The 19,209-nt window shown below is 72.4% G+C and carries 17 protein-coding genes; 4 read left to right on the top strand and 13 right to left on the bottom strand.

The window, feature by feature from the left end:
• Positions 1-44: 44 nt before the first annotated feature.
• Entirely contained in the window at positions 45-743 is a 699-nt protein-coding gene (locus tag ACWC94_RS13380) for a TetR/AcrR family transcriptional regulator C-terminal domain-containing protein (RefSeq protein WP_450796649.1), read from the top strand.
• Between the two features lie 106 nt (positions 744-849).
• On the opposite strand, the gene ACWC94_RS13385 is transcribed toward ACWC94_RS13380, so the two are convergent.
• From ACWC94_RS13385 to ACWC94_RS13415, 7 genes are all read right to left on the bottom strand, one after another.
• On the bottom strand, positions 850-2,214 hold the full coding sequence (locus ACWC94_RS13385) for a serine hydrolase domain-containing protein (RefSeq protein ID WP_450796650.1): 1,365 nt from the start codon (positions 2,212-2,214) through the stop codon (positions 850-852).
• 116 nt (positions 2,215-2,330) lie between these two features.
• Positions 2,331-3,083, bottom strand: coding sequence for an endonuclease/exonuclease/phosphatase family protein (locus ACWC94_RS13390; RefSeq protein ID WP_450796651.1), 753 nt, complete (start codon positions 3,081-3,083; stop codon positions 2,331-2,333).
• Positions 3,084-3,228: 145 nt separating this feature from the next.
• Complete coding sequence (locus ACWC94_RS13395) at positions 3,229-4,182, bottom strand: ROK family glucokinase (RefSeq protein WP_031166589.1); 954 nt, start codon at positions 4,180-4,182, stop codon at positions 3,229-3,231.
• A 67-nt stretch (positions 4,183-4,249) separates the two neighbouring features.
• Positions 4,250-4,741 (bottom strand): DUF5304 domain-containing protein, encoded by a 492-nt coding sequence (locus tag ACWC94_RS13400; protein WP_450796652.1) that lies wholly within the window; start codon positions 4,739-4,741, stop codon positions 4,250-4,252.
• A gap of 57 nt (positions 4,742-4,798) precedes the next feature.
• Complete coding sequence (locus ACWC94_RS13405) at positions 4,799-5,974, bottom strand: ArsA family ATPase (protein WP_450796653.1); 1,176 nt, start codon at positions 5,972-5,974, stop codon at positions 4,799-4,801.
• A 43-nt stretch (positions 5,975-6,017) separates the two neighbouring features.
• On the bottom strand, positions 6,018-6,461 hold the full coding sequence (locus ACWC94_RS13410; RefSeq protein WP_450796654.1) for an SRPBCC family protein: 444 nt from the start codon (positions 6,459-6,461) through the stop codon (positions 6,018-6,020).
• 153 nt (positions 6,462-6,614) lie between these two features.
• On the bottom strand, positions 6,615-7,412 hold the full coding sequence (locus ACWC94_RS13415) for a metallophosphoesterase family protein (protein ID WP_450796655.1): 798 nt from the start codon (positions 7,410-7,412) through the stop codon (positions 6,615-6,617).
• Between the two features lie 296 nt (positions 7,413-7,708).
• On the opposite strand from ACWC94_RS13415, the gene ACWC94_RS13420 reads away from it, so the two are divergent.
• A complete protein-coding gene (locus tag ACWC94_RS13420) occupies positions 7,709-9,505 on the top strand; it encodes an AMP-dependent synthetase/ligase (protein WP_450796656.1) in 1,797 nt (598 codons plus the stop codon).
• Between the two features lie 13 nt (positions 9,506-9,518).
• On the opposite strand, the gene ACWC94_RS13425 is transcribed toward ACWC94_RS13420, so the two are convergent.
• Entirely contained in the window at positions 9,519-11,141 is a 1,623-nt protein-coding gene (locus ACWC94_RS13425; protein ID WP_450796683.1) for a GMC oxidoreductase, read from the bottom strand.
• An 84-nt stretch (positions 11,142-11,225) separates the two neighbouring features.
• Complete coding sequence (locus ACWC94_RS13430) at positions 11,226-12,368, bottom strand: glycosyltransferase family 4 protein (protein ID WP_450796657.1); 1,143 nt, start codon at positions 12,366-12,368, stop codon at positions 11,226-11,228.
• Between the two features lie 119 nt (positions 12,369-12,487).
• On the opposite strand from ACWC94_RS13430, the gene ACWC94_RS13435 reads away from it, so the two are divergent.
• Positions 12,488-13,723, top strand: a complete 1,236-nt coding sequence (locus ACWC94_RS13435) for a glycosyltransferase 87 family protein (RefSeq protein ID WP_450796658.1) — start codon at positions 12,488-12,490, stop codon at positions 13,721-13,723.
• Position 13,724: 1 nt separating this feature from the next.
• Here the strand turns inward: ACWC94_RS13435 and ACWC94_RS13440 are convergent, their stop codons facing one another.
• Positions 13,725-15,047 carry an MATE family efflux transporter gene (locus ACWC94_RS13440; protein ID WP_450796659.1) on the bottom strand — a complete coding sequence of 441 codons (1,323 nt, stop codon included), beginning with the start codon at positions 15,045-15,047 and terminating at the stop codon, positions 13,725-13,727.
• 90 nt (positions 15,048-15,137) lie between these two features.
• On the opposite strand from ACWC94_RS13440, the gene ACWC94_RS13445 reads away from it, so the two are divergent.
• Positions 15,138-15,671, top strand: a complete 534-nt coding sequence (locus ACWC94_RS13445; protein WP_450796660.1) for a PadR family transcriptional regulator — start codon at positions 15,138-15,140, stop codon at positions 15,669-15,671.
• Here ACWC94_RS13445 and ACWC94_RS13450 read toward each other — a convergent pair.
• From ACWC94_RS13450 to ACWC94_RS13460, 3 genes are all read right to left on the bottom strand, one after another.
• A complete protein-coding gene (locus ACWC94_RS13450; protein ID WP_450796661.1) occupies positions 15,652-16,836 on the bottom strand; it encodes a hypothetical protein in 1,185 nt (394 codons plus the stop codon). The genes ACWC94_RS13445 and ACWC94_RS13450 overlap by 20 nt on opposite strands.
• Positions 16,837-16,864: 28 nt before the next feature.
• On the bottom strand, positions 16,865-17,890 hold the full coding sequence (locus ACWC94_RS13455) for an NlpC/P60 family protein (RefSeq protein WP_450796662.1): 1,026 nt from the start codon (positions 17,888-17,890) through the stop codon (positions 16,865-16,867).
• A 247-nt stretch (positions 17,891-18,137) separates the two neighbouring features.
• On the bottom strand, positions 18,138-19,166 hold the full coding sequence (locus tag ACWC94_RS13460; protein ID WP_450796663.1) for an NlpC/P60 family protein: 1,029 nt from the start codon (positions 19,164-19,166) through the stop codon (positions 18,138-18,140).
• Between the last annotated feature and the right edge of the window lie 43 nt (positions 19,167-19,209).

Consider the following 19,209-nt stretch of genomic DNA (forward strand, 5'->3'; position numbering starts at 1 on the left):
GTTCACTTTGTACAAGTTCCTTGGGGCTCACCTATCGTGAGCCCATGCCGCGCGACACGCTCACCCCGGAACAGATCGTCCGGACCGCCGTGGAGCTTCTGGACGACGAGGGCCTCGAAGGCCTGAACATGCGCAGCCTCGGCCACCGGCTGGGGGCCGCGGCGACCGCCGTCTACTGGCATGTGAAGAACAAGGACGACCTCGTGCTGCTCGCCGCCGACCGGGTGTGGCACGAGGTCGAGCTGCCGGCGCTCGACGCGGCGGACTGGCGGGACGCCGCCACGGCGATGGCCGACCGGCTGCACGCCATGCTCCTGCGGCATCCGTGGCTGGTGCAGGCGATCGGCTCCCATCTGCTCTACGGCACCGGCAAGGCCCGCTACGACGACCATCTCCTCGGCGTCTTCGAGACCGCCGGTTTCTCGGCACGGGAGGCGGACCGGGCGGCGGGAGCGGTGGTGACGTACGTGCTCGGGAACGCGCTGGGGGCGTCGGCGACGGCGTCCTTGTCACGCAAGCTGCGGCGGGCCGGCGAGGACGCCGAGGGGCGGTTCGAGGGGAGGCTGGCCGAGGCGGCGAAGGCGGCGGAGGGGTTTCCTCGGCTGCGGGCGCGGCTCGACACGAGAGCGGCAACGGCCACGGGGTACGCCGACGCGCCGAACGGGACCTACGCGGCCGGGTTGCGGGCGCTGCTGGAGGGGCTGCGACCGGACGGGGCGGACGCGGTGCGCGGTACCGCCTGAACGCGTTGTGGGCGCTGCCCGCGGGCTACGGCGGCGATGAGCGCCCCGAAGGGGCGCGGGGAACTGCGCGACCAGCCCCCACGCGCCCGCAGCCGCGTACGGCGAGTCAGGACCGGGTGAAGAGGCGTCCCCCCAGATCGACGCCCGTCACCGTGCCGTCGGTCGCGCGGGAGAAGAAACCCCGCTGCCCCTTCAGGCCGCCCTCGACGACGAGGTACTCGTCCCTCGGCAGGAAGCCGATCTCCGCCGCCGGGTGGTCCGGCGGCATCTCCGCGTCCGACGCCGCGCGGATCTCCGGCTTGATGCCCACGGCCAGCGTGAGCCGGCCGGCCTCCACGGCGATGTCGAGGTTCATGGCGTCGATCTCGTACCGCCCGGCGACCTCCCGCGCCCGCTCCTCGTCGTACGGCAGCGGCTCGGGCTCCCGCTCGACCACACCGAGGAAGAGCTCCAGGGCCCGCTTCAGCACCGCCTGGTTGAACTGGTAGCCGTCCGGATCGGCGTTGGACAGCGAGACGACGGCGAAGTCCCGTTCCGGGACCAGGAGCAGCTCGGCGAACTGCCCGTTGCCCGAGCCTCCGTGACCGACCGTGCGCACGCCGTCCACGTCCCGCAGGAACCAGCAGATGCCGAAGGCGTCGCCGAGCGTGCTGCCCCGCAGCTCCACGGTCGGTTCCTGCATACGGCGCAGCGTCTCGGCGGTCAGCGGCCCCTCTGTGCCGCCCAGCTGGAACCGTGCCCAGCGCAGCAGGTCGCTCGTCGAGGAGACGACGCCGCCGCCGGGGTTGTTGCCGCGCAGTCCGGCCCGCCGGGACTTCCAGGGACGGGCGAGGGTGAGGGTGCCGTCCTCGGCGCGCTGGTGGCCCACGGCGAAGCGCCGGACCACGACGTCGTCCAGGTCGAAGACGGTGTCGGTCAGACCCAGCGGCCGCAGGACCAGTTCGTCCAGCGCCTTCTCGAAGGTGAGGCCGGTGACGTTCTCGATCACGCGGCCGAGCAGGTTGTACCCGGCCTGGCTGTAGGAGGCACGGGCGCCGGGCGGCGCGATCAGCGGCAGCCGGTCCAGCTGCCCGACGAACGCGGCGAGCGAGCCGTCGCCCTCGTCGGCGTCGATCAGGTTCCAGTCCAGGCCCGCCGTGTGGTTGAGCAGGTTCAGCACGGTGATCCGGGCGGAAGTGTCCTCGTCGGCGAGGCGCAGGTCGGGGACGTACCGGCGGACCGGCGCGTCGAGGTCCACCGTGCCCTGCTCGACCAGGCGCATCAGCGCGGTCGCCGTGAAGCTCTTGCTCACCGAGGCGAGGTGGAAGAGGGTGTGCTCGTCGATCGGCAGGGGGTGTTCCACGTTCGTCACCCCGTGCGTGACGTGGATTTCCTCGCCGCCCGCCAGTACCGCGACGGCGGCCCCCGGCACCCCGTACTCCTTCGCCGCCGCCTCGATGAACGCGGCCCACCGCTCTCGCTCGCCGGACATCCGTCCCCCTTCCGGTCCTGCACTTGAACTAAGTACAGGAAGGACTGTAGGCGGACTGAGGCCGACCCACAAGACCCTTCTTGCACTTAGTTCAAGCGGAGGCTCACGCTGCGGGGTCACGCCACCGGTACACGAAGTGCCGCCAGGACCGGCAGGTGGTCCGTGGCCGCCTTCAGATCGGCCCCGGTGACGCCCGGCTGGTCCAGCGGGACCCCGCAGCCCAGCACCTCGATGCCCTCCGTCACGAACACCGCGTCGATACGCTCGGGCGGTTCGCTGTGCGGCCAGGTCTCCTCGCCGCCCCAGGGGGCCACGGCCCGGCAGTCCCGCAGGCTCGCGGAGACCAGCCGGAAGGCGGGGCCGCCGGGGCCTTCGTTGAGGTCCCCGCCGACGACGGCGTGTTCCACGCCCAGGTCGGCGAGACGCTCCAGGAGCAGGCCGGCCTGCTCGTACCGCTCCTTGTCGTCCAGGCTCAGATGACAGCTGATCACGCCCAGCCTGGCCCCGCCGAAGCGGATCACCGCCACGGCGAGGCCACGCCGGTGCAGTCCGGGGGTCAGGGGCAGCAGGATGTCCTCCGCCCGCTCCACGGTGGCCCGGAGCGAGCAGAGGATCGCCGGGCCGGCCGCGGTGGCCCCGCCGGTGAGGATCACCTGACCGGTGGCCGCGGCGAGGCGGGCGAGCTTCTTGTGCCAGCGGAAGAAGCGGGGGGCTTCCTGGATCAGGACGAGGTCCGGGGCGCAGGCGGTGATCACTCTCGCGAGGGCGCGGGTGTCGTCGCGCATCGAGCGGATGTTGTAGCTCAGCACGCGGATGACCGGTGAACCATCCGGCTCCGTGCGGGAGTTGGGGAGCAAGGGGGTTGCCATGCCGTCAATGTACGACGCGCTCGGCGTGGGGGCGCCCAACAACTCGGGGCGCGGGTTCGTGTGCGACCGCCGGTTGTGGACGGCTGGTCGCGCAGTTCCCCGCGCCCCTGAGGTCGGCGCAGTGCCCGCTCCTGAAAAGCGGACGTCACATGATCGGGTCGGGCTCCCGGGCCAGGTCCGCCGCGCCCACCAGGCCCGCCTTGTTGCCGAGCTGGGCCGCGATCACGTCCGCCACCGGGCGCCAGTTGCCACCGACCAGCCAGCGCTTGTAGGACTTGCGGATCGGGTCGAGGACCAGCTCGCCCTCGTCGGAGAGGCCGCCGCCGACGATGAACGCCGACGGGTCGAACAGGGAGGCCAGGTCGGCGAGGCCGGCGCCGGCCCAGCGGGCCAGCTCGCGGTAGGAGTCGACGGCGACCGGGTCGCCCTGGCGGGCGGCCATGGAGATGTGCTTGCCCTCGATGCCGTCGGGGGTGCCGTCGCCGAGGCCGAGCAGGATCTCGGCGTGCTCGGGGGTGGCGTTGGCGCGCTGCTTGGCGTAGCGGACCAGGGCGCGGCCGGAGGCGTACTGCTCCCAGCAGCCCTGCGAGCCGCAGCCGCACAGCAGGCCGTCCGGAACCATCCGGATGTGCCCGAACTCCGCGGCCACGCCGAAGTGGCCGCGGCGCAGCTTGTTGCCGATGATGATGCCGCCGCCGAGGCCGGTGCCGAGCGTGATGCAGATGACGTTGCGGTGGCCCTTGCCGGCGCCGAACTTGTACTCGCCCCAGGCGGCGGCGTTGGCGTCGTTCTCGACCACGACCGGGAGGCCCACGCGGGCCTCGACCTTCTCCTTCAGCGGCTCCTGGCGCCAGTCGATGTTCGGCGCGAAGTACACCGTCGAGCGCTGCCGGTTCACGTAACCGGCCGCACCGATGCCCACGCCGACGATCTCGTGCCCGGCGCGCGCGCCCTCCACCGCCGAGGCGATGGCGTCCACGATGGCCTCGGGCGTGGTGGGGGTCGGCACCTTGAAGGTCGAGAGGATGTTGCCTTCCTCGTCGACCACGCCGGCCGCGATCTTGGTGCCGCCGATGTCGACGCCGATGGTGAGTCCCATGAATCCCTCAGTTTCGGTCGAGCCCCGCTACGGCCAACCGTACCCGAGGCCCTGCCGTGCAAGGGCTTCAGTCCAGGTCGATGCGTTCCCCTGGGCCGGTGCCCTCGCCCCGGTCGCGCCGGCCGTCCGGCCCCTCGCGGGTGAGGTCGTCGGCCGTGCGGGCGGTCCAGCGGCGCTCCTGGGCCTGGACGGCGGAGCGGTAGGCGGCGAGCAGTTCGCCGCCGGCCGCGGCCAGGTGGTCGAAGACGTCCGGGTTGCGGTCTATGACGGGCTCGACGGCGGCCTTGGCCTGCTGGACGACCTGGCGCACCACCTGCTGGGCCGCCGGTCCGGCAAGGCTGCCGAGGAGCGGTGACGAGAGGCCGGACAGCTTGTCGGCCACCGTGTCCACGAGTTTCTTCAGTTCCTCGGCGGCCGAGCCCGGCTCCGGGCCGTAGTCGGCGCGGCGGCGGGCCTTCTCGGCGGCGAGGTCCTCGGCGCAGGCCGTGGCCCAGGCGTCGGCGTCGGTCGCCCGGCCCTGCTCCTCGGACGAGTCGGATGCGGGACGCTCTTCGCTCATGGCGGACTCCTGACTACGGTTCGCCTTTACGACGTTACCCGAACGGCCGCATCCGGTTCACCGTCCGCCGGCGGGCCACAGCTCGGGGTCCGGGGCGAAGCGGATGCGCAGCTCGCCGTCGCGCAGGGCGGCGCCCGCGACGGTGCAGCGGCGCAGGGCGGAGGGCAGGGGGACGAGCCGGCGGAAGGGGCCGGCGGTGATGACGAGTTCGTCGCCGCGCCGGATCAGGTCCAGTTCGTCGCGTATGGCGCCGGGCAGCGGGATGTGCCAGACCAGCACGCCGTCCTCGGCGATCCGGTCGGCGACGGGCCACTCGGCCGGGGCGGGCGACGGGTTGACGGCGGGCAGGGCGAGGGCGGTCAGGTCGTCGGTGCCGCGCGGGTCGCGGCCGAGGTGGGGGACGCGGTGGACGTCGTACGGCTCCTCCTGCCAGTCGGCGAGGGTCTTGCGCTGCTGGGCGAGGAGGGAGGAGAACCAGCTGTCGCCGGTGGCCTCGGGAAGGACGCGGTTGGCGATCAGGGACTCGGTGCGCAGGGCGCGCAGGGCGAGGCCCAGGCGGGCGGCGCGTACGGCGTCGGCGCCGGCCGGGCCGGGTTCGGCGACCAGGCGTACGGCGGTGTTCCGGTCGGTGAGGACGGCCTCGACGGCGGCGAGTTCGAGGTCCCAGCGGGCCGCGGTCTCGTACAGCCAGTCGGCGGGCATGGGGACACCGGCCAGCCGGCCGAGGACCGGGCGCAGGGCACGGGCGGCCTGCCGCTCGGGCGGGAGCAGACGGCGCAGGTAGCGGCGCAGCTCCTCGGGGAGGGCGAACAGGGCGAGGGCCTGCGGCAGGGGCGGGAGGTCGACGACGAGGAGGTCGTAGCGCTCGCACAGGGCGGCGTCCCGGAGCGCACGCAGGAAGGACAGTTCCTCGGCACCGGGCAGCGGGGTGACCTCCTCGGCGTCCAGCCGGGCGGCGCCGAGCAGGTCGAGGACGTTCGCGGCGCGGGTCTGGAAGGCGGTGAGGTCCTGGCGGAAGCGTTCGGCGGCGTCCGGGCGCCAGGTGGTGAGGTTCGGTGCGGCTTCGGCGGGGGCCGGTCCTGTCGCGGAACCCAGTGCCGCGCCCAGGGTGTCGGTGGTGTCGGCACTGAGGAGGAGGGTGGGGGTGCCCTCGCGGGCGGCGGCGAGCGCGGTGGCGGCGGCGACCGTGGTACGACCGCTGCCGCCGGGGCCCGTGATCAGGATGGTGCGCATGAGGGTGGAGGGTACCTTCGTGCGCGAGGGGTAAACCGGGTGACTACTTCTCCCCGGACTCGACCCTCTTCTTCAGGCCCGCCAGGGCGCGGTCGATGATGACCTTCTCCGCCTTGCGCTTGATCATGCCGAGCATGGGGATCTTGACGTCGACCGTCAGGAGGTAGGTGACCTCGGTGGCGCCGGGACCGCTGGGCTTGAGGAGGTACGAGCCGTCCAGGGAGCGCAGCATCTGGGACTTGACCAGGGTCCAGGAGACCTCGTTGTCGCCGGTCCAGGTGTAGGCCAGCGTCTGGTCGTCCTTGATCGCCCCCGCGTCCATGACGAGGCGTACCTGCTCGGCGCGGCCCTGGTCGTCGGTCTTGAGGACCTCCGCCTCCTTCACCTCACCCGTCCAGTCCGGGTAGCGGGCGAAGTCGGCGATCACCCCCATGACGTCGGCCGGTGCCGCCTCGATCGTGATGCTCGAGCTGGTGTGTTCCGCCATCGCCGTGGCTCCTCCAGATGCGGGCCGGTACAGAGGTCGTCGTGCGCACGTGTGTGCAGCGTGAAGGCTACCGCGCCACCGACCTGCCGCCTTCATCCCGTGTCCCGCCGATGGCCGGCCATGGCCTGCCGACGCCCCTCGATGGCTCGTTGATCACCATTCGAGCGCCCAGGGGCGGCCCGTTCCGGCGAAGTGGCCCACGTTCACGCACTCCGTCGCGCCGATCCGCATCCGGCGCGCGAGCGGCTGGTGGACATGGCCGAAGAGCGAGTAGCGGGGTCTCGTGCGGCGGATCGCGGCCAGCAGGGCGCGGCTGCCGCGTTCGAAGCGGCGGGCGACGGTGTCGTAGACCAGTTCGGGCACCTCCGGCGGAATGTGGGTGCACAGGACGTCGACCTCGCCGACCGCCTCGATCTTCGCGGCGTACTCCTCGTCACTGATCTCGTACGGCGTCCGCATGGGTGTCCGCAGGCCGCCGCCGACGAAGCCGAAGGTCCAGCCGCCGATCTCGACCCGCTGGCCGTCGAGGACGGTGGTGCCGGGCCGGGCGTACTCCCGCCACAAGGGCGGCATGTCGACGTTGCCGTACGTGGCGTACGTCGGGGTGGGGAACGCGGCGAACATCTCGGCGTACTGCTTGCGTACCGCTCTCTCGATGGCCGTGGCGCGGTCGGTGCCGATCCCGCCCCACAGCCGGGCGCCGAACTCGCGGGCCTCCTCGAAACGGCGGGCGGTGCGCAGTTCGACGATGCGGTCGGCGTTCTCCTTGCCGAACAGGTCGGGGAAGATGCCGCGCGAGTGGTCGGCGTAGTCAAGGAAGAGCACGAGGTCGCCCAGGCAGATCAGGGCGTCGGCACCCTCGCCCGCCCGGGCCAGGTCACGGGCGTTGCCGTGCACGTCACTGACCACGTGGACGCGCGTCCTTCGGTTGCCGGAGGGTGTGGATGCCATGGTGATCAAGCGTAGGCCTGTGGGATGGGCGTGAACAGTGTCGGTCCCGCCTGCGGTTACTCGCCGGTCGGTTCGGCCGTGGACTACTGTGCGCGAAGGAACGCCAACATGTGTGACGCAGCGAACATCTCGCCGGAACCTCCTGTCGGTAACGCCATACCGGCGGGTAACGTCCGGGCCGTCCAGTCGTGCTCTGGATTTCAACAGCTGGATTCCCGAGCACTTGCCCGAGCCTTGGACCGCACCGTCGCATCACACAGTGTCGTGGCGCCGGCGCCCTATGAGGAGCAGCAGTCTTGCGCGAGTTCAGCCTTCCGGCTTTGTACGAGGTCCCTGCGGACGGCAATCTGACCGACATCGTCCGCAGAAACGCCGCGCAGCATCCGGACGTCGCCGTCATCGCCCGCAAGGTGGCCGGCGCCTGGCAGGACGTGACGGCCCGGGAGTTCCTGGCCGAGGTGCGCACCGCCGCCAAGGGCCTCATCGCCGCCGGGGTGCAGCCGGGCGACCGGGTGGGTCTGATGTCCCGCACCCGTTACGAGTGGACGCTCCTGGACTTCGCGATCTGGAGCGCGGGCGCGATCACGGTGCCGGTGTACGAGACCAGCTCGCCGGAGCAGGTGCAGTGGATCCTGTCCGACTCGGGCGCGACCGCGTGCGTGGTGGAACTGGACAACCACGCGGCGGCCGTGGAGTCGGTGCGGGAGTCGCTGCCCGCGCTGAAGCACGTCTGGCAGATCGAGGCCGGGGGCCTGGAGGAGCTGGGCCGGCTCGGGCAGGACGTGTCGGACGAGACGGTCGAGGAGCGCAGCTCACTCGCCAGGGCCGACGACCCGGCGACCATCGTCTACACGAGCGGGACGACCGGCCGCCCCAAGGGATGTGTCCTCACCCACCGCAGCTTCTTCGCCGAGTGCGGCAACATCGTGGAGCGGCTGCGCCCCCTGTTCCGCACCGGCGAGTGTTCGGTCCTGCTCTTCCTGCCGCTCGCGCACGTCTTCGGCCGGCTGGTGCAGATCGCCCCGATGATGGCGCCGATCAAGCTGGGCTGCGTCCCGGACATCAAGCACCTCACCGACGAGCTGGCCGCCTTCCGGCCGACGCTGGTCCTCGGGGTGCCGCGCGTCTTCGAGAAGGTGTACAACTCGGCGCGCGCGAAGGCGCAGGCGGACGGCAAGGGCGCGATCTTCGACAAGGCGGCGGACACCGCGATCGCCTACAGCAAGGCGCTGGACAGCGCCTCCGGCCCGTCGTTCGGCCTGAGGGTCAAGCACAAGGTCTTCGACAGGCTGGTCTACAGCAAGCTGCGCGCCGTCCTCGGCGGCCGGGGCGAGTACGCCATCTCCGGCGGTGCCCCGCTCGGCGAGCGGCTCGGTCACTTCTTCCGGGGCATCGGCTTCACGGTGCTGGAGGGCTACGGCCTGACCGAGTCCTGCGCGGCGACCGCGTTCAACCCGTGGGACCGGCAGAAGATCGGCACGGTCGGCCAGCCGCTGCCGGGCTCGGTGGTGCGGATAGCGGACGACGGCGAGGTGCTGCTGCACGGCGAGCACCTGTTCAAGGAGTACTGGAACAACCCGGGCGCGACCGCGGAGGCGCTGGCCGACGGCTGGTTCCACACCGGTGACATCGGCACCCTCGACGAGGACGGCTACCTCAGGATCACCGGCCGGAAGAAGGAGATCATCGTCACCGCGGGCGGCAAGAACGTGGCCCCGGCGGTGATCGAGGACCGGATCCGGGCGCACGCGCTGGTCGCGGAGTGCATGGTGGTGGGCGACGGGCGGCCGTTCGTGGGCGCGCTGGTCACCGTCGACGAGGAGTTCCTGGGCCGCTGGGCCGCCGAGCACGGCAAGCCGGCGGGCTCCACCGCGGCGTCGCTGAAGGACGACCCGGATCTGCAGGCGGCGATCCAGACGGCGGTCGACGACGGCAACGCCGCGGTGTCGAAGGCGGAATCGGTGCGGAAGTTCCGCATTCTGTCCTCCCAGTTCACGGAGGAGTCGGGCCACCTCACCCCGTCGCTGAAGCTCAAGCGGAACGTGGTGGCGAAGGACTACACGGACGAGATCGAGGCCATCTACCAGAAGTAGTCCGGCAGTCGCCTCATGGCGCGGTGTCCTCGGCGAGGACCCGCGCCATCGTGCGTTCGGCGAGCGCGGTGATGGTGACGAAGGGGTTCACGCCGATGTTGCCGGGCACGAGCGAGCCGTCGGTGACGTAGAGGCGTGGACACCCCCTCACCCGGCCGTAGTCGTCGGTCGCCTTCCCGAGGACGCAGCCGCCGAGGGGGTGGTACGTGAAGTCGTCCGCGAAGACCTTGCTCGCCGAGCCGAACAGGTCGTAGCGGTAGATGGTCGCGTTGGCCAGGTTGATCCGGTCGAACAGCTTCTTGGCCATGCTCACCGACACCGCGCTCTGGGCGGTGCTCCAGCCGAGCTTCACCGCTCCGGAGGCGGAGTCGTAGGTGAAGGAGGCCCGTTCCGGGTTCTTGGTGATCGCCAGGTACAGGCTGATCCAGTGCTCGAAGCCCATGGGCAGCGGGGCGATCTCGGCGAAGACCGGGTTGTCGGCGTTGGCCCAGTCGTCGATGCCCATCACCGGCATGGTGGCCTCGTTGGCCCCGACGGTGTCCCAGACGTGGTTGGCCCGGCCGAGCATGGTGTTGCCGTTGGTGCCCCAGCCCGCGCCCACGGCGGAGTTCAGGTCGGGCAGGGTGCCGGTGTCCCGGGCCCGGACGAGGAGTTCGGTGGTGCCGAGGCTGCCGCCGCCGAGGAAGAGATAGGTGCAGCCGTACTGCCTGGTCCCGACGACCGCGCCGGTGGTGTCGATCCGGTCGGCGGTCAGGACGTACGACCCGTCGCCCGCCCGGCTGATCGACTTCACCCGCTCCAGGGTGTGGAGGGTGACGTTGCCGGTGCCGAGGGCGGCGGCCAGGTAGGTCTTGTCGAGGCTGCGCTTGCCGTGGTTGTTGCCGTAGATGACCTCGCCGGCGAGGGCGGACCTCGTGGCCGTACCGGCGGCCTCCTGCCGCATGTAGCCGAAGTCGTAGACGTTCGGCACGAAGGTGGTCTTCAGGCCCGCGTTGGCGGCGGCCTTCCGGGAGGTGCGGGTGAACCGGTACCACTCGGTGGACTCGAACCACGCCGGGTCGATCGTGTTGACGCCGAGCATGGCGCGGGCGCGCGGGTAGTAGGTGCCGTACATCTCGTCGGCGTCCACGGTCGGGAACTGCTCGGTGAAGTACGACTTCACGGGCGTGACCGCCATCCCGCCGTTGACGAGGGAGCCGCCGCCGACGCCCCGGCCGACGTAGACGGACATGTGGTCGTAGTGCACGCGGTCCAGGGCGCCGGGGTAGGGGCTGATGTCCTTGTTGACCACGTCCAGCCAGAGGAAGGTGGCGAGCGGGGCCTCGGTGCGGGTGCGGAACCACATGGAGCGCTGGTCGGGGGCGGCGGTGGAGCAGAAGATCCTGCCGTCGCTGCCGGCGGTGTTCCACAGGCGGCCCATTTCGAGGACGAGGGTGCGGATGCCTGCCTGGCCGAGGCGGAGGGCGGCGACGGCGGCGCCGTAGCCGGATCCCACGACTATCGCCGGCGCGGATTCGACCGCGTCGGGCTGTGCGGCTCGGGCCGACTGGAGTCCTATGCGGGTGAAGCCGAGGGCGGCCGCTGTCTGGAGCGCGGCCATACCGAGTATGTGACGCCTTGTCAGCTGACGTCTCATCAGGTTTGCTGTCATGGGCGCAGCATGGGCGGATTACGGGGTTCCGCCAAGAGCCGCCGCACTAAGGGGCGGGTGCGCGCTGCACTACAGCAGTGCCTTCAGCCTCTCCGCGAGCAGGTCCCAGCGCCACTTCTCCTCGACCCACTGGCGGCCTCGCTCGCCCATGCGGCGGCGCAGGCCGGGGTCGGCCAGCAGGGGCACGATGCGGTCGGCGGCCTCCTCGGGGGAGCCTCCCCTGACGACCCAGCCGGTCTCGCCGTCCAGTACCGCGTCCGGGGCGCCGCCCGAGTCGCCGGCGACGACCGGGAGGCCCGTCGCCGAGGCCTCCAGGTAGACGATGCCCAGGCCCTCCACGTCCAGGCCGCCCCGTCGCGTGCGGCAGGGCATGGCGAAGACGTCGCCGGCACCGTAGTGGGCGGGGAGTTCGGACCAGGGGACGGCGCCGGTGAAACGGACGGAGCCGCCCACACCGGTCTCGGCCGCCATCCGCCGCAGATCGCGCTCGTACGGCCCGCCGCCCACGATCAGCAGGACGGTGTCCGGCTCGGCGGCGAGGATGCGGGGCATGGCCCGGATGAGGGTGTCCTGGCCCTTGCGCGGGACCAGCCGGGAGACGCAGACCACCACCGGACGGTCGGTGAGGCCCAGACGGGCACGGATCTCGTCGCCGCCGGAGCCGGGGTGGAAGGTCTTCTCGTCGACGCCGGGCGGCAGCTGGACCATGCGGCTCGCGGCCTGCGGGGTGAGCGCGGTGGCGATGCGGGAGCGGGTGTACTCGCCCAGATGGGTCAGCGTGTCCGTCGAGTCGCCGATCCGGCGCAGCAGCTGCCGGGCGGCGGGCAGCTGGGCCCAGCCGGCCTCGTGGCCGTGGGTGGTGGCCACCAGCCGCTCGGCGCCGGCCTTGCGCAGGGCCGGGGCCATGAGGCCGAGCGGGGCCGCCGCGCCGAACCACACCGAGGTGCACCCGTGCTCGCGCAGCAGCCGCACCGCCCGCCGGGTCGCCCGCGGGGTCGGCAGCAGCATGGTCGTACGGTCGCGTACGACGGTGAAGGGCTGCTCGGCGTCGAAGGCGGCCGTGGCCGCCACGCCCTCCCGGCCGCGCTTCCAGGTGGAGGCGTAGACGACCAGCCGGCCGGGGTCCAGGCGGAGGGCCATGTTGTGCAGGAAGGCCTGGATGCCGCCCGGCCGGGGCGGGAAGTCGTTGGTGACGATGAGGGTCTTGTGCATCGCCGCCGACCCTACCCAATGGCCCGGGCGCGGCCGAGTCTGTGGCAGGCGCACAGCCGGGCAGGACATCATGGTCCGCGACGCGTCCATCGAAGCGGAATCGAACGGCAGGGGAGCACGTGGAGACGAAGGGCACCGCGCGGTCCCTGGCATGGCTGCTCGCGACCTGGGGCGTCACCCGTGCGGCGCTGCTGCTGTTCGTCTTCCAGGTGTACGCCTTCCCGGGCCCGGACGTCACCTCGGACGTGTCGGTGATCTACCGGGGCTGGTACGAGGTACTGCGTCAAGGAACGTTTCCGCTGGACGACGTGACCTGGCAGTACCCGCCGGCCGCCGCCCTGGCGGTCCTCTCCCCCGCCGCCCTGCCCTGCCTGTCCTACGCGCACGCCTTCTTCGTGCTGGCGTTCCTCGCCGACGCGGTGGTGCTCGCGCTGCTGCTGGGTCCGGGCCGGGACCCCGGCCGGTCGCCGCGCGGCGCCTGGGTGTGGGTGGCGGGCGTGCCGCTGCTCGGCCCGACGGTGTACGCCCGCTACGACGTGATGGTGACCGCGGTGGCCGTGGCGGCGCTGCTCGCCGGGGTCCGGCGGCCACGGGTGATGGGCGCGCTGGCCGCGTTCGGGGCGCTGCTCAAGGTGTGGCCGGCGCTGCTGCTGGTCGGGGCGGTGCGGCGGCGGGCGTGGGCGTCGGCGGCGGTCACGGGGACCGGCCTGACGGCGCTGTTCGCGGTGTCCATGCCGGGCGCCTTCGCCTTCCTGACCTACCAGCGGGAGCGGGGCACCGAGGTGGAGTCGCTGGGCGGCCTGGTCTTCCATGCGGCCCGGTACTTCGGCTGGCCGGGCGAGGTGCTGCTGAACTACGGCTCGGTCGAGTTCGTCGGCCCGCACGTGGACCAGGTCAGCGCGGCGGCCCTGGCGCTGACCGGGGCCGCGTTCGGCTGGCTGCTGCTGTGGCGGCTGCGTGCGGACCTGACGGCGCCGCCCACGCTCGCGGACGCGGCCTTCACCGCCGTCCTGCTGTTCACGGTCACCAGCCGGGTGATCAGCCCGCAGTACCTGGTGTGGCTGATCGGCCTGGCCGCGGTCTGCGTGTCGTACCGGTCGAGCCGGATGGGGGCGCCCGCGCTGATGGTGGTGGCCGCGTCCTTCGTGACGGTCCTGGAGTTCCCGCTCGGCTTCTCGCACGTGGTGGTGAGCGACCGGTACGGCGTCCTGCTGATGGCGGTGCGCAACGGCCTGCTGGTCGTGGCCTCGCTCTCCGCGGCCCGCCGGCTGTGGCGCTCGACGGTGCCCCCGGCCCCCGCCGCGCCCGTGCCGCCGCGGCCCGTCCGGCCCCGGCGGACCCCGGTCTCCTCCTGACTCAGCCGGTCCGCACCAGGGAGACCTCGGCCTCCTCCCGCTCCCCGGCCCGCCGCAGCAGTACCGGCACCACCGCACACTGCACGGCCATGGCGAGCGCCAGCGCCAGACAGACGCCGGGCAGACCGAGGCCGCACAGGGCGTGGGCCAGGGTCAGCTGGACGGCCGTGCCGAGCAGGGTGATCCGCAGCAGCGCCGGTGCTCCCCCGCTGCCCTCGAAGACTCCGCCGAGCGCGATGAAGCAGGCCATCAGCAGCAGATACGGGCCGACGCAGCGCAGGAACAGCACGCCCTGGTGGGCGACCTCGGGTCCGGCGCCGAAGGCGGCCATGATCCAGGGGGCCGCCGCGGCGAACAGGGCGGAGGCGGTCAGCCCCAGGGCCCCGGAGACCAGCACCGCCTGCCGGCCGATGTCCCGCCGCGCGTCCGCACCCGCGCCCGTGGTGTGGGCGGTGTGGATCGCGGCGGCCTGCCGTACGGAGTAGAAGGCCATGGTGGCCACGTACATGACCTTGTAGGCGATGGCGTAGGCGGCCACCGCCGTCACCCCGAGCCGGGCCACGATCGCCACCAGGACCAGGGCTCCGCCCTGGCGCACGGTGAAGTCGGCGGACATGGGCAGGCCGGTGGTGAGCGTACGGCGCAGGGCGGCGCCGGCCGGTTGGGCGGGCGGCACACGGACCGCCGTCCGCAGCAGGGTGCTGCGGCGCAGGGCGCGCAGGCCCGCGGCGAGGGCCACGCAGCGGCACAGCACGGTGGAGGCGGCGGCGCCCCGGACGCCGTAGAGGTGGACCAGGACGGGGTCGCACAGCAGGATCAGCCCGTTGGCGAGGAGGGCGAGCCGCATCGGTGTGCGTGTGTCGCCGGTGCCTTTGAGGATGCCGTCGACGAGTTGCTGGGCGAAGAAGACGGCCGTGCCGGGCAGGGAGATCGCGAAGTAGGCGGTGGCCAGGCCGCGGGCCGCGCCGTCCTGGCCGCCGAGGACCAGACCGGCCAGGGGCTCGCGCAGCAGCAGGCCGCCTGCCGCGACCACCGGCGTCACCAGCCCGCACAGCGCCCAGCCGCCCCGCACGGCGGCATGGACGGCGGCCGGGTCCCGGGCTCCTCGGGCGTGCGCCACCAGCACGGTCGTACCGGAGGCGAAGACCAGGGCGACGCCGAGCAGTACGTTCTCGGTGCTGGTGGCGACGGCCACGGCGGCGACGGCCGAGCCGCCGAGCCGGGAGACCCAGACGGTGTTGATGATCCCGGAGGCGACCGAGGCGAGCAGGGACAGGTAGACGGGCCGTGCCAGTGCTGTGAGCTGCTTGCGGTGGGCGTTCACGCGGGATCCCCTCTATTCGAGCTACCTCGTTTAGAGGTAGCTCGAATAGAGGTAGCATGGGACACGAGTCCGCCGCAAGGAGGAAACCGCATGCTGGAGTTGTCGATCCTCGGCTTCCTCGCCGAGGAACCGCTGCACGGTTACGAGCTGAAGGAACGCATCAAGGCGCTGAGCGGCCATGTCCGGCCGGTCAGCGACGGTGCGCTCTACCCGGCCCTCAACCGGCTCGTCGCCGCCGGGCTGCTCGACCAGCGCACCGAGGACGGTGCGAGCGCCGCCCCGCGGCGGGTGCTGTCACTGACCGACGAGGGGCGCAAGGAGCTGCTCGCGCGGCTGCGCGGGCCGAAGCAGGTGGAGATCACCGACCAGGTCCGCTTCAACACGCTCCTGGCCTTTCTGCGGCACCTGGCCGATCCCGCCGAGCAGGCCGCGGTACTGCGGCGCCGGCTGGACTTCCTCCAGGCGCCGGCGAGTTTCTTCTACCGGGAAGGCGAGCCGGTGCGCGCGGAAGAGGCCGGCGACCTGTTCCGCGAGGGCATGCTGCGGGTCGCCCGGGCCACCTCTCAGGCGGAGCGGGCCTGGCTGCGCGAGGCGATCGGGACGCTCAGCCGAGCTGCGACGTGACGTACTCCCGCCACCGCTCGGTGAACGCCCCCGGCGTGGTACCGAGCACCTTCTTCAGGGCGTCCTCGACCGCACCGGCCCGCTTGCCGTGGGCGCCCACGGCACGGTAGAAGGCGCCGAGCCGGGCCGGGCCCCAGTGGGCGGCGATCATCCGGCAGGCCAGCCAGCCGCCCTCGTAGGCCTGCGCCAGCTCGGCCGGGTCGCTGGTGAAGCCGAAGTCCTTGTCGGAGGGCAGTCCGGTGGGCGCGTGACCGTCCTGGACGGCGCGGGCCATCTCCGGCGCGGCCTCGGTGGGGGTGCGGCCGGTGCCGAGATACCCGATCCAGTCCGCGTAGCCCTCCGAGAGCCACAACGGGGTGGCGGCGGTGGTCTGCGCGCGGGTGGCCACATGGGTCGTCTCGTGGGTCAGCACCACCTGCTTGCCGACGTCACCGAGGACGGCGTACGCCTCCGGGTTGACGACCACCCGGTCCGCGGGTGCCCGGCCGGACCCTCCCGCCTCCCCGGTGGTGACGGCCGCGATGCCCCGGTAGTTGGCGGCGGGCGAGCCGAGCAGGCCCCCCATGTCCTTCAGCGACCGCGGGACGAGGACGACGACATGGCGGCTCCAGCCGGTGCCCCAGGCCCGGGAGACGGCCGGGACCGCACGGTCGGCGAGGGTCGCGTAACCGCTCAGCCCGGCGGCCGTCAGGCCGGTGCCCAGCACCAGGCTGTGCGTCCCCCGCACGGCGGTCACCGGACCCTGGTCCCACAGCTGCTGGCCGGCGCCCTTCGCGGGCCTGTCGGAGGTGACGTACCACGCGCCGTCGGCGGTGCGGCCGAGGGCGACGGTGCGGCGGACACCGACCGGGGCCTTGTCGTACCCGGCGACGCGGTAGTCCAGGTCGGCGTCGGCGGTGGCGCCGGCGGCGGTGCGGCGCAGGGCGGTGACCCGGTAGCCCCAGGAGGCCAGCGGAAGGGCGCGCAGCCGGGTGTACTCACTGCGGACGCCCGTCGCGTCGTACGCCGTCTCGTCGTGGCCGAGGAGGGCGGCCGAGCGCCGGTCGAGCAGGTGCTGCACCTCGGTACGGGCCGCGTCGGTCCCCGTACCACCGCACCCGGCCAGGGACAGCAGCAGACCGAGGCACACGGCCCCGATGCTCCACCCCCGTCTGCGACCAGCCATTTCCCGATCGTAACGGCGAGCGGCGCGGTCAGGGCCGGGTCACCGACGAGATCGGCATCATCCCGACCGGGTCGTAGCGCACCGCCGCCCCCGGATAGGGCGCGTGGATGACCTGGCCGTTGCCGACGTACATCCCGACGTGACTGGCGTCGGAGCGGTAGACCACCAGGTCGCCGGGGCGGGCCTCGGACAGCGGGATCTGCCGGCCGGCGAAGCGCTGCTCCTGCGAGGTGCGCGGCAGCTGGATCCCGGCGTGCGCGTACGACCACTGCATCAGGCCCGAACAGTCGAAGCCCGCCGGGCCGTTGGCGCCCCACACATACGGGCGGCCGAGGGCGGAGCGGGCGGCGGCCACCGCGGCCGCGGCCCGGGCGTCGGGGAAGATGGCACCGGTCAGGTCGGGCAGGTGCAGGTCGAGGCGGTCGGGGCCGTCGGAGCGCGAGGGCCGGTCGTAGGCGACGCGGTCGGGGGCGGGCATCGAGTTGAGCACCTGCCGGGCCTTGGCGAGCTTGGTCTCCACGGTCCTCTTGTGCGCGGCCACCGCCTTGCGGCTGTTCTCCAGGGCGCCGAGCTTCCCGGCCGCCTCCGTGCGCTCCTGGGTGAGGTCCCGCAGCGCGGTGCGCAACTCCCGCAGCCGGCCGGCCTGCTGGGAGCCGATGCGGTCGAGGGTGGAGGCCTTGTCGAGATAGTCGTCGGGGTCGTCGGAGAAGAGCAGCGCGACGGCCGGGTCGAGGGCGCCCGCGCGGTACTGGGCGCCGGCCAGCGAACCGAGCTGCTCGCGGAGGCCGTTGATGTGCTGCTGCAGCCGCGCGACGTGGTCCTGGGCCGCGCGCACCTCGCGGCGCAGCGCGCCCTCCTGCTCCTGGGCCTTGTCGTAGGCCTGGGTCGCCTGCTCGGCCTCCTGGTAGAGCCGGTCCACCTCGGCACGGGTGTCGCCGCGCGGCGCGGCGTGCGCCGGTACGGCGCCGAGTGCGGCGGCCGCGGCCGACAGCACGCACAGGGCGGCGGCACCCCGGTCGAATCCGGACGAGGCAAGGCGGCGATGAGACCCCACGGCAGTCCTTCTGCTGGCGGACGGAGCGGACGGATACCGCTCCCCCGGCGCCTGGGGACGGGGAGGCCCCGGCGCCGGGGAAACGCGGCAGACAGTAGCCGCAGGAAAGGGCGCCGAGCCAAGCCGGCGACGGCGCAAAACGGCACCGCCCCGCCCCTGACGCAGGTCATGGGCGGGGCGTGGAGTCAGCCTCGGTCCGTGGGATTCGCCCGTTCGGACGTCACCGTGTGTGGGTGTCGCGGTTGCCTCAGTTCACCCGGACGCCGAACTGGAACGGCATGTCGGCCATCGCCTCGTAGCGGACCACGGCACCGGTGTGCGGGGCGTGCAGCACCTGGCCGTTGCCGGCGTAGAGGCCGACGTGGTGCAGGTCGCCGTAGAAGAAGACCAGGTCGCCGACCTGGAGCTGGCTCATGGACAGGTGGGGGCCGATGTTCGCCTGGGCCTCGGAGGTGCGCGGGATGGAGACGCCGGCCTGGGCGTAGGCCCAGGAGGTCAGGCCCGAGCAGTCGAAGGAGGACGGGCCGGTGGCACCGTAGACGTAGGGCTTGCCGATCTGGCTCTGGGCGGCGGAGAAGGCCGCCCCGGCACGGCCGGAGGCCGGCGGGGTGTCACCCAGGTTCACCCGCGCGCTGGAGGAGCGGTCGGCGCGCTGCTGCTGGGCGGCCAGGTCCGCCTTCTCCTTGGCCGTCAGGGTGTTGAGGAGCTTCTGCGCGTCGGCGAGCTTGCCCTGGACTTCCTTCTTCTTGTTCTCCAGCTCGGTGCGCGTGGAGGAGAGGTCCTTGAGCTTCTCGGTGGCCTCGGCGCGCTCCTGGGCGAGTTCGCGCTGTTTGTCCTGAATCTTCTTCAGCGCGTCGACCTGCTGGGCGCTCAGCTGGTCGAGGGTGGAGGCCTTGTCGAGGAAGTCGTCCGGGTTGGAGGACAGGAAGAGCTGGACCGAGGGGTCGATGCCGCCCGTGCGGTACTGCGAGGTGGCCAGCGAGCCCAGGCCGTCGCGCAGCTTGTTGAGGTCCTGCTGACCCCGGGCGACATTGTCCTGGATCGTGGATATTTCCTTCTGCAGCTTCTGCTGCTTCTCCTTCGCCCCGTTGTACTTCTCGGTGGCCTGCTCGGCCTCCTCGTACAGCTTGTCGACCTTGGCCTTGACCTGGTCCTTGCTGAGCTTCGGCGCGGCGTTGGCGGCGTTCGCGCTCAGCACGACGGCTGCGGCGGCTGCGGTGGTCAGCACGGTCACGCGGGCGCGACTCTGCTGCTTGGGTCGACGGTGGGACGCCACGGAGGACGAACTCCTTCTTGTGAGTGAGTGAGTGATCACCCGT

Source organism: Streptomyces sp. NPDC001135, assembly GCF_053598395.1.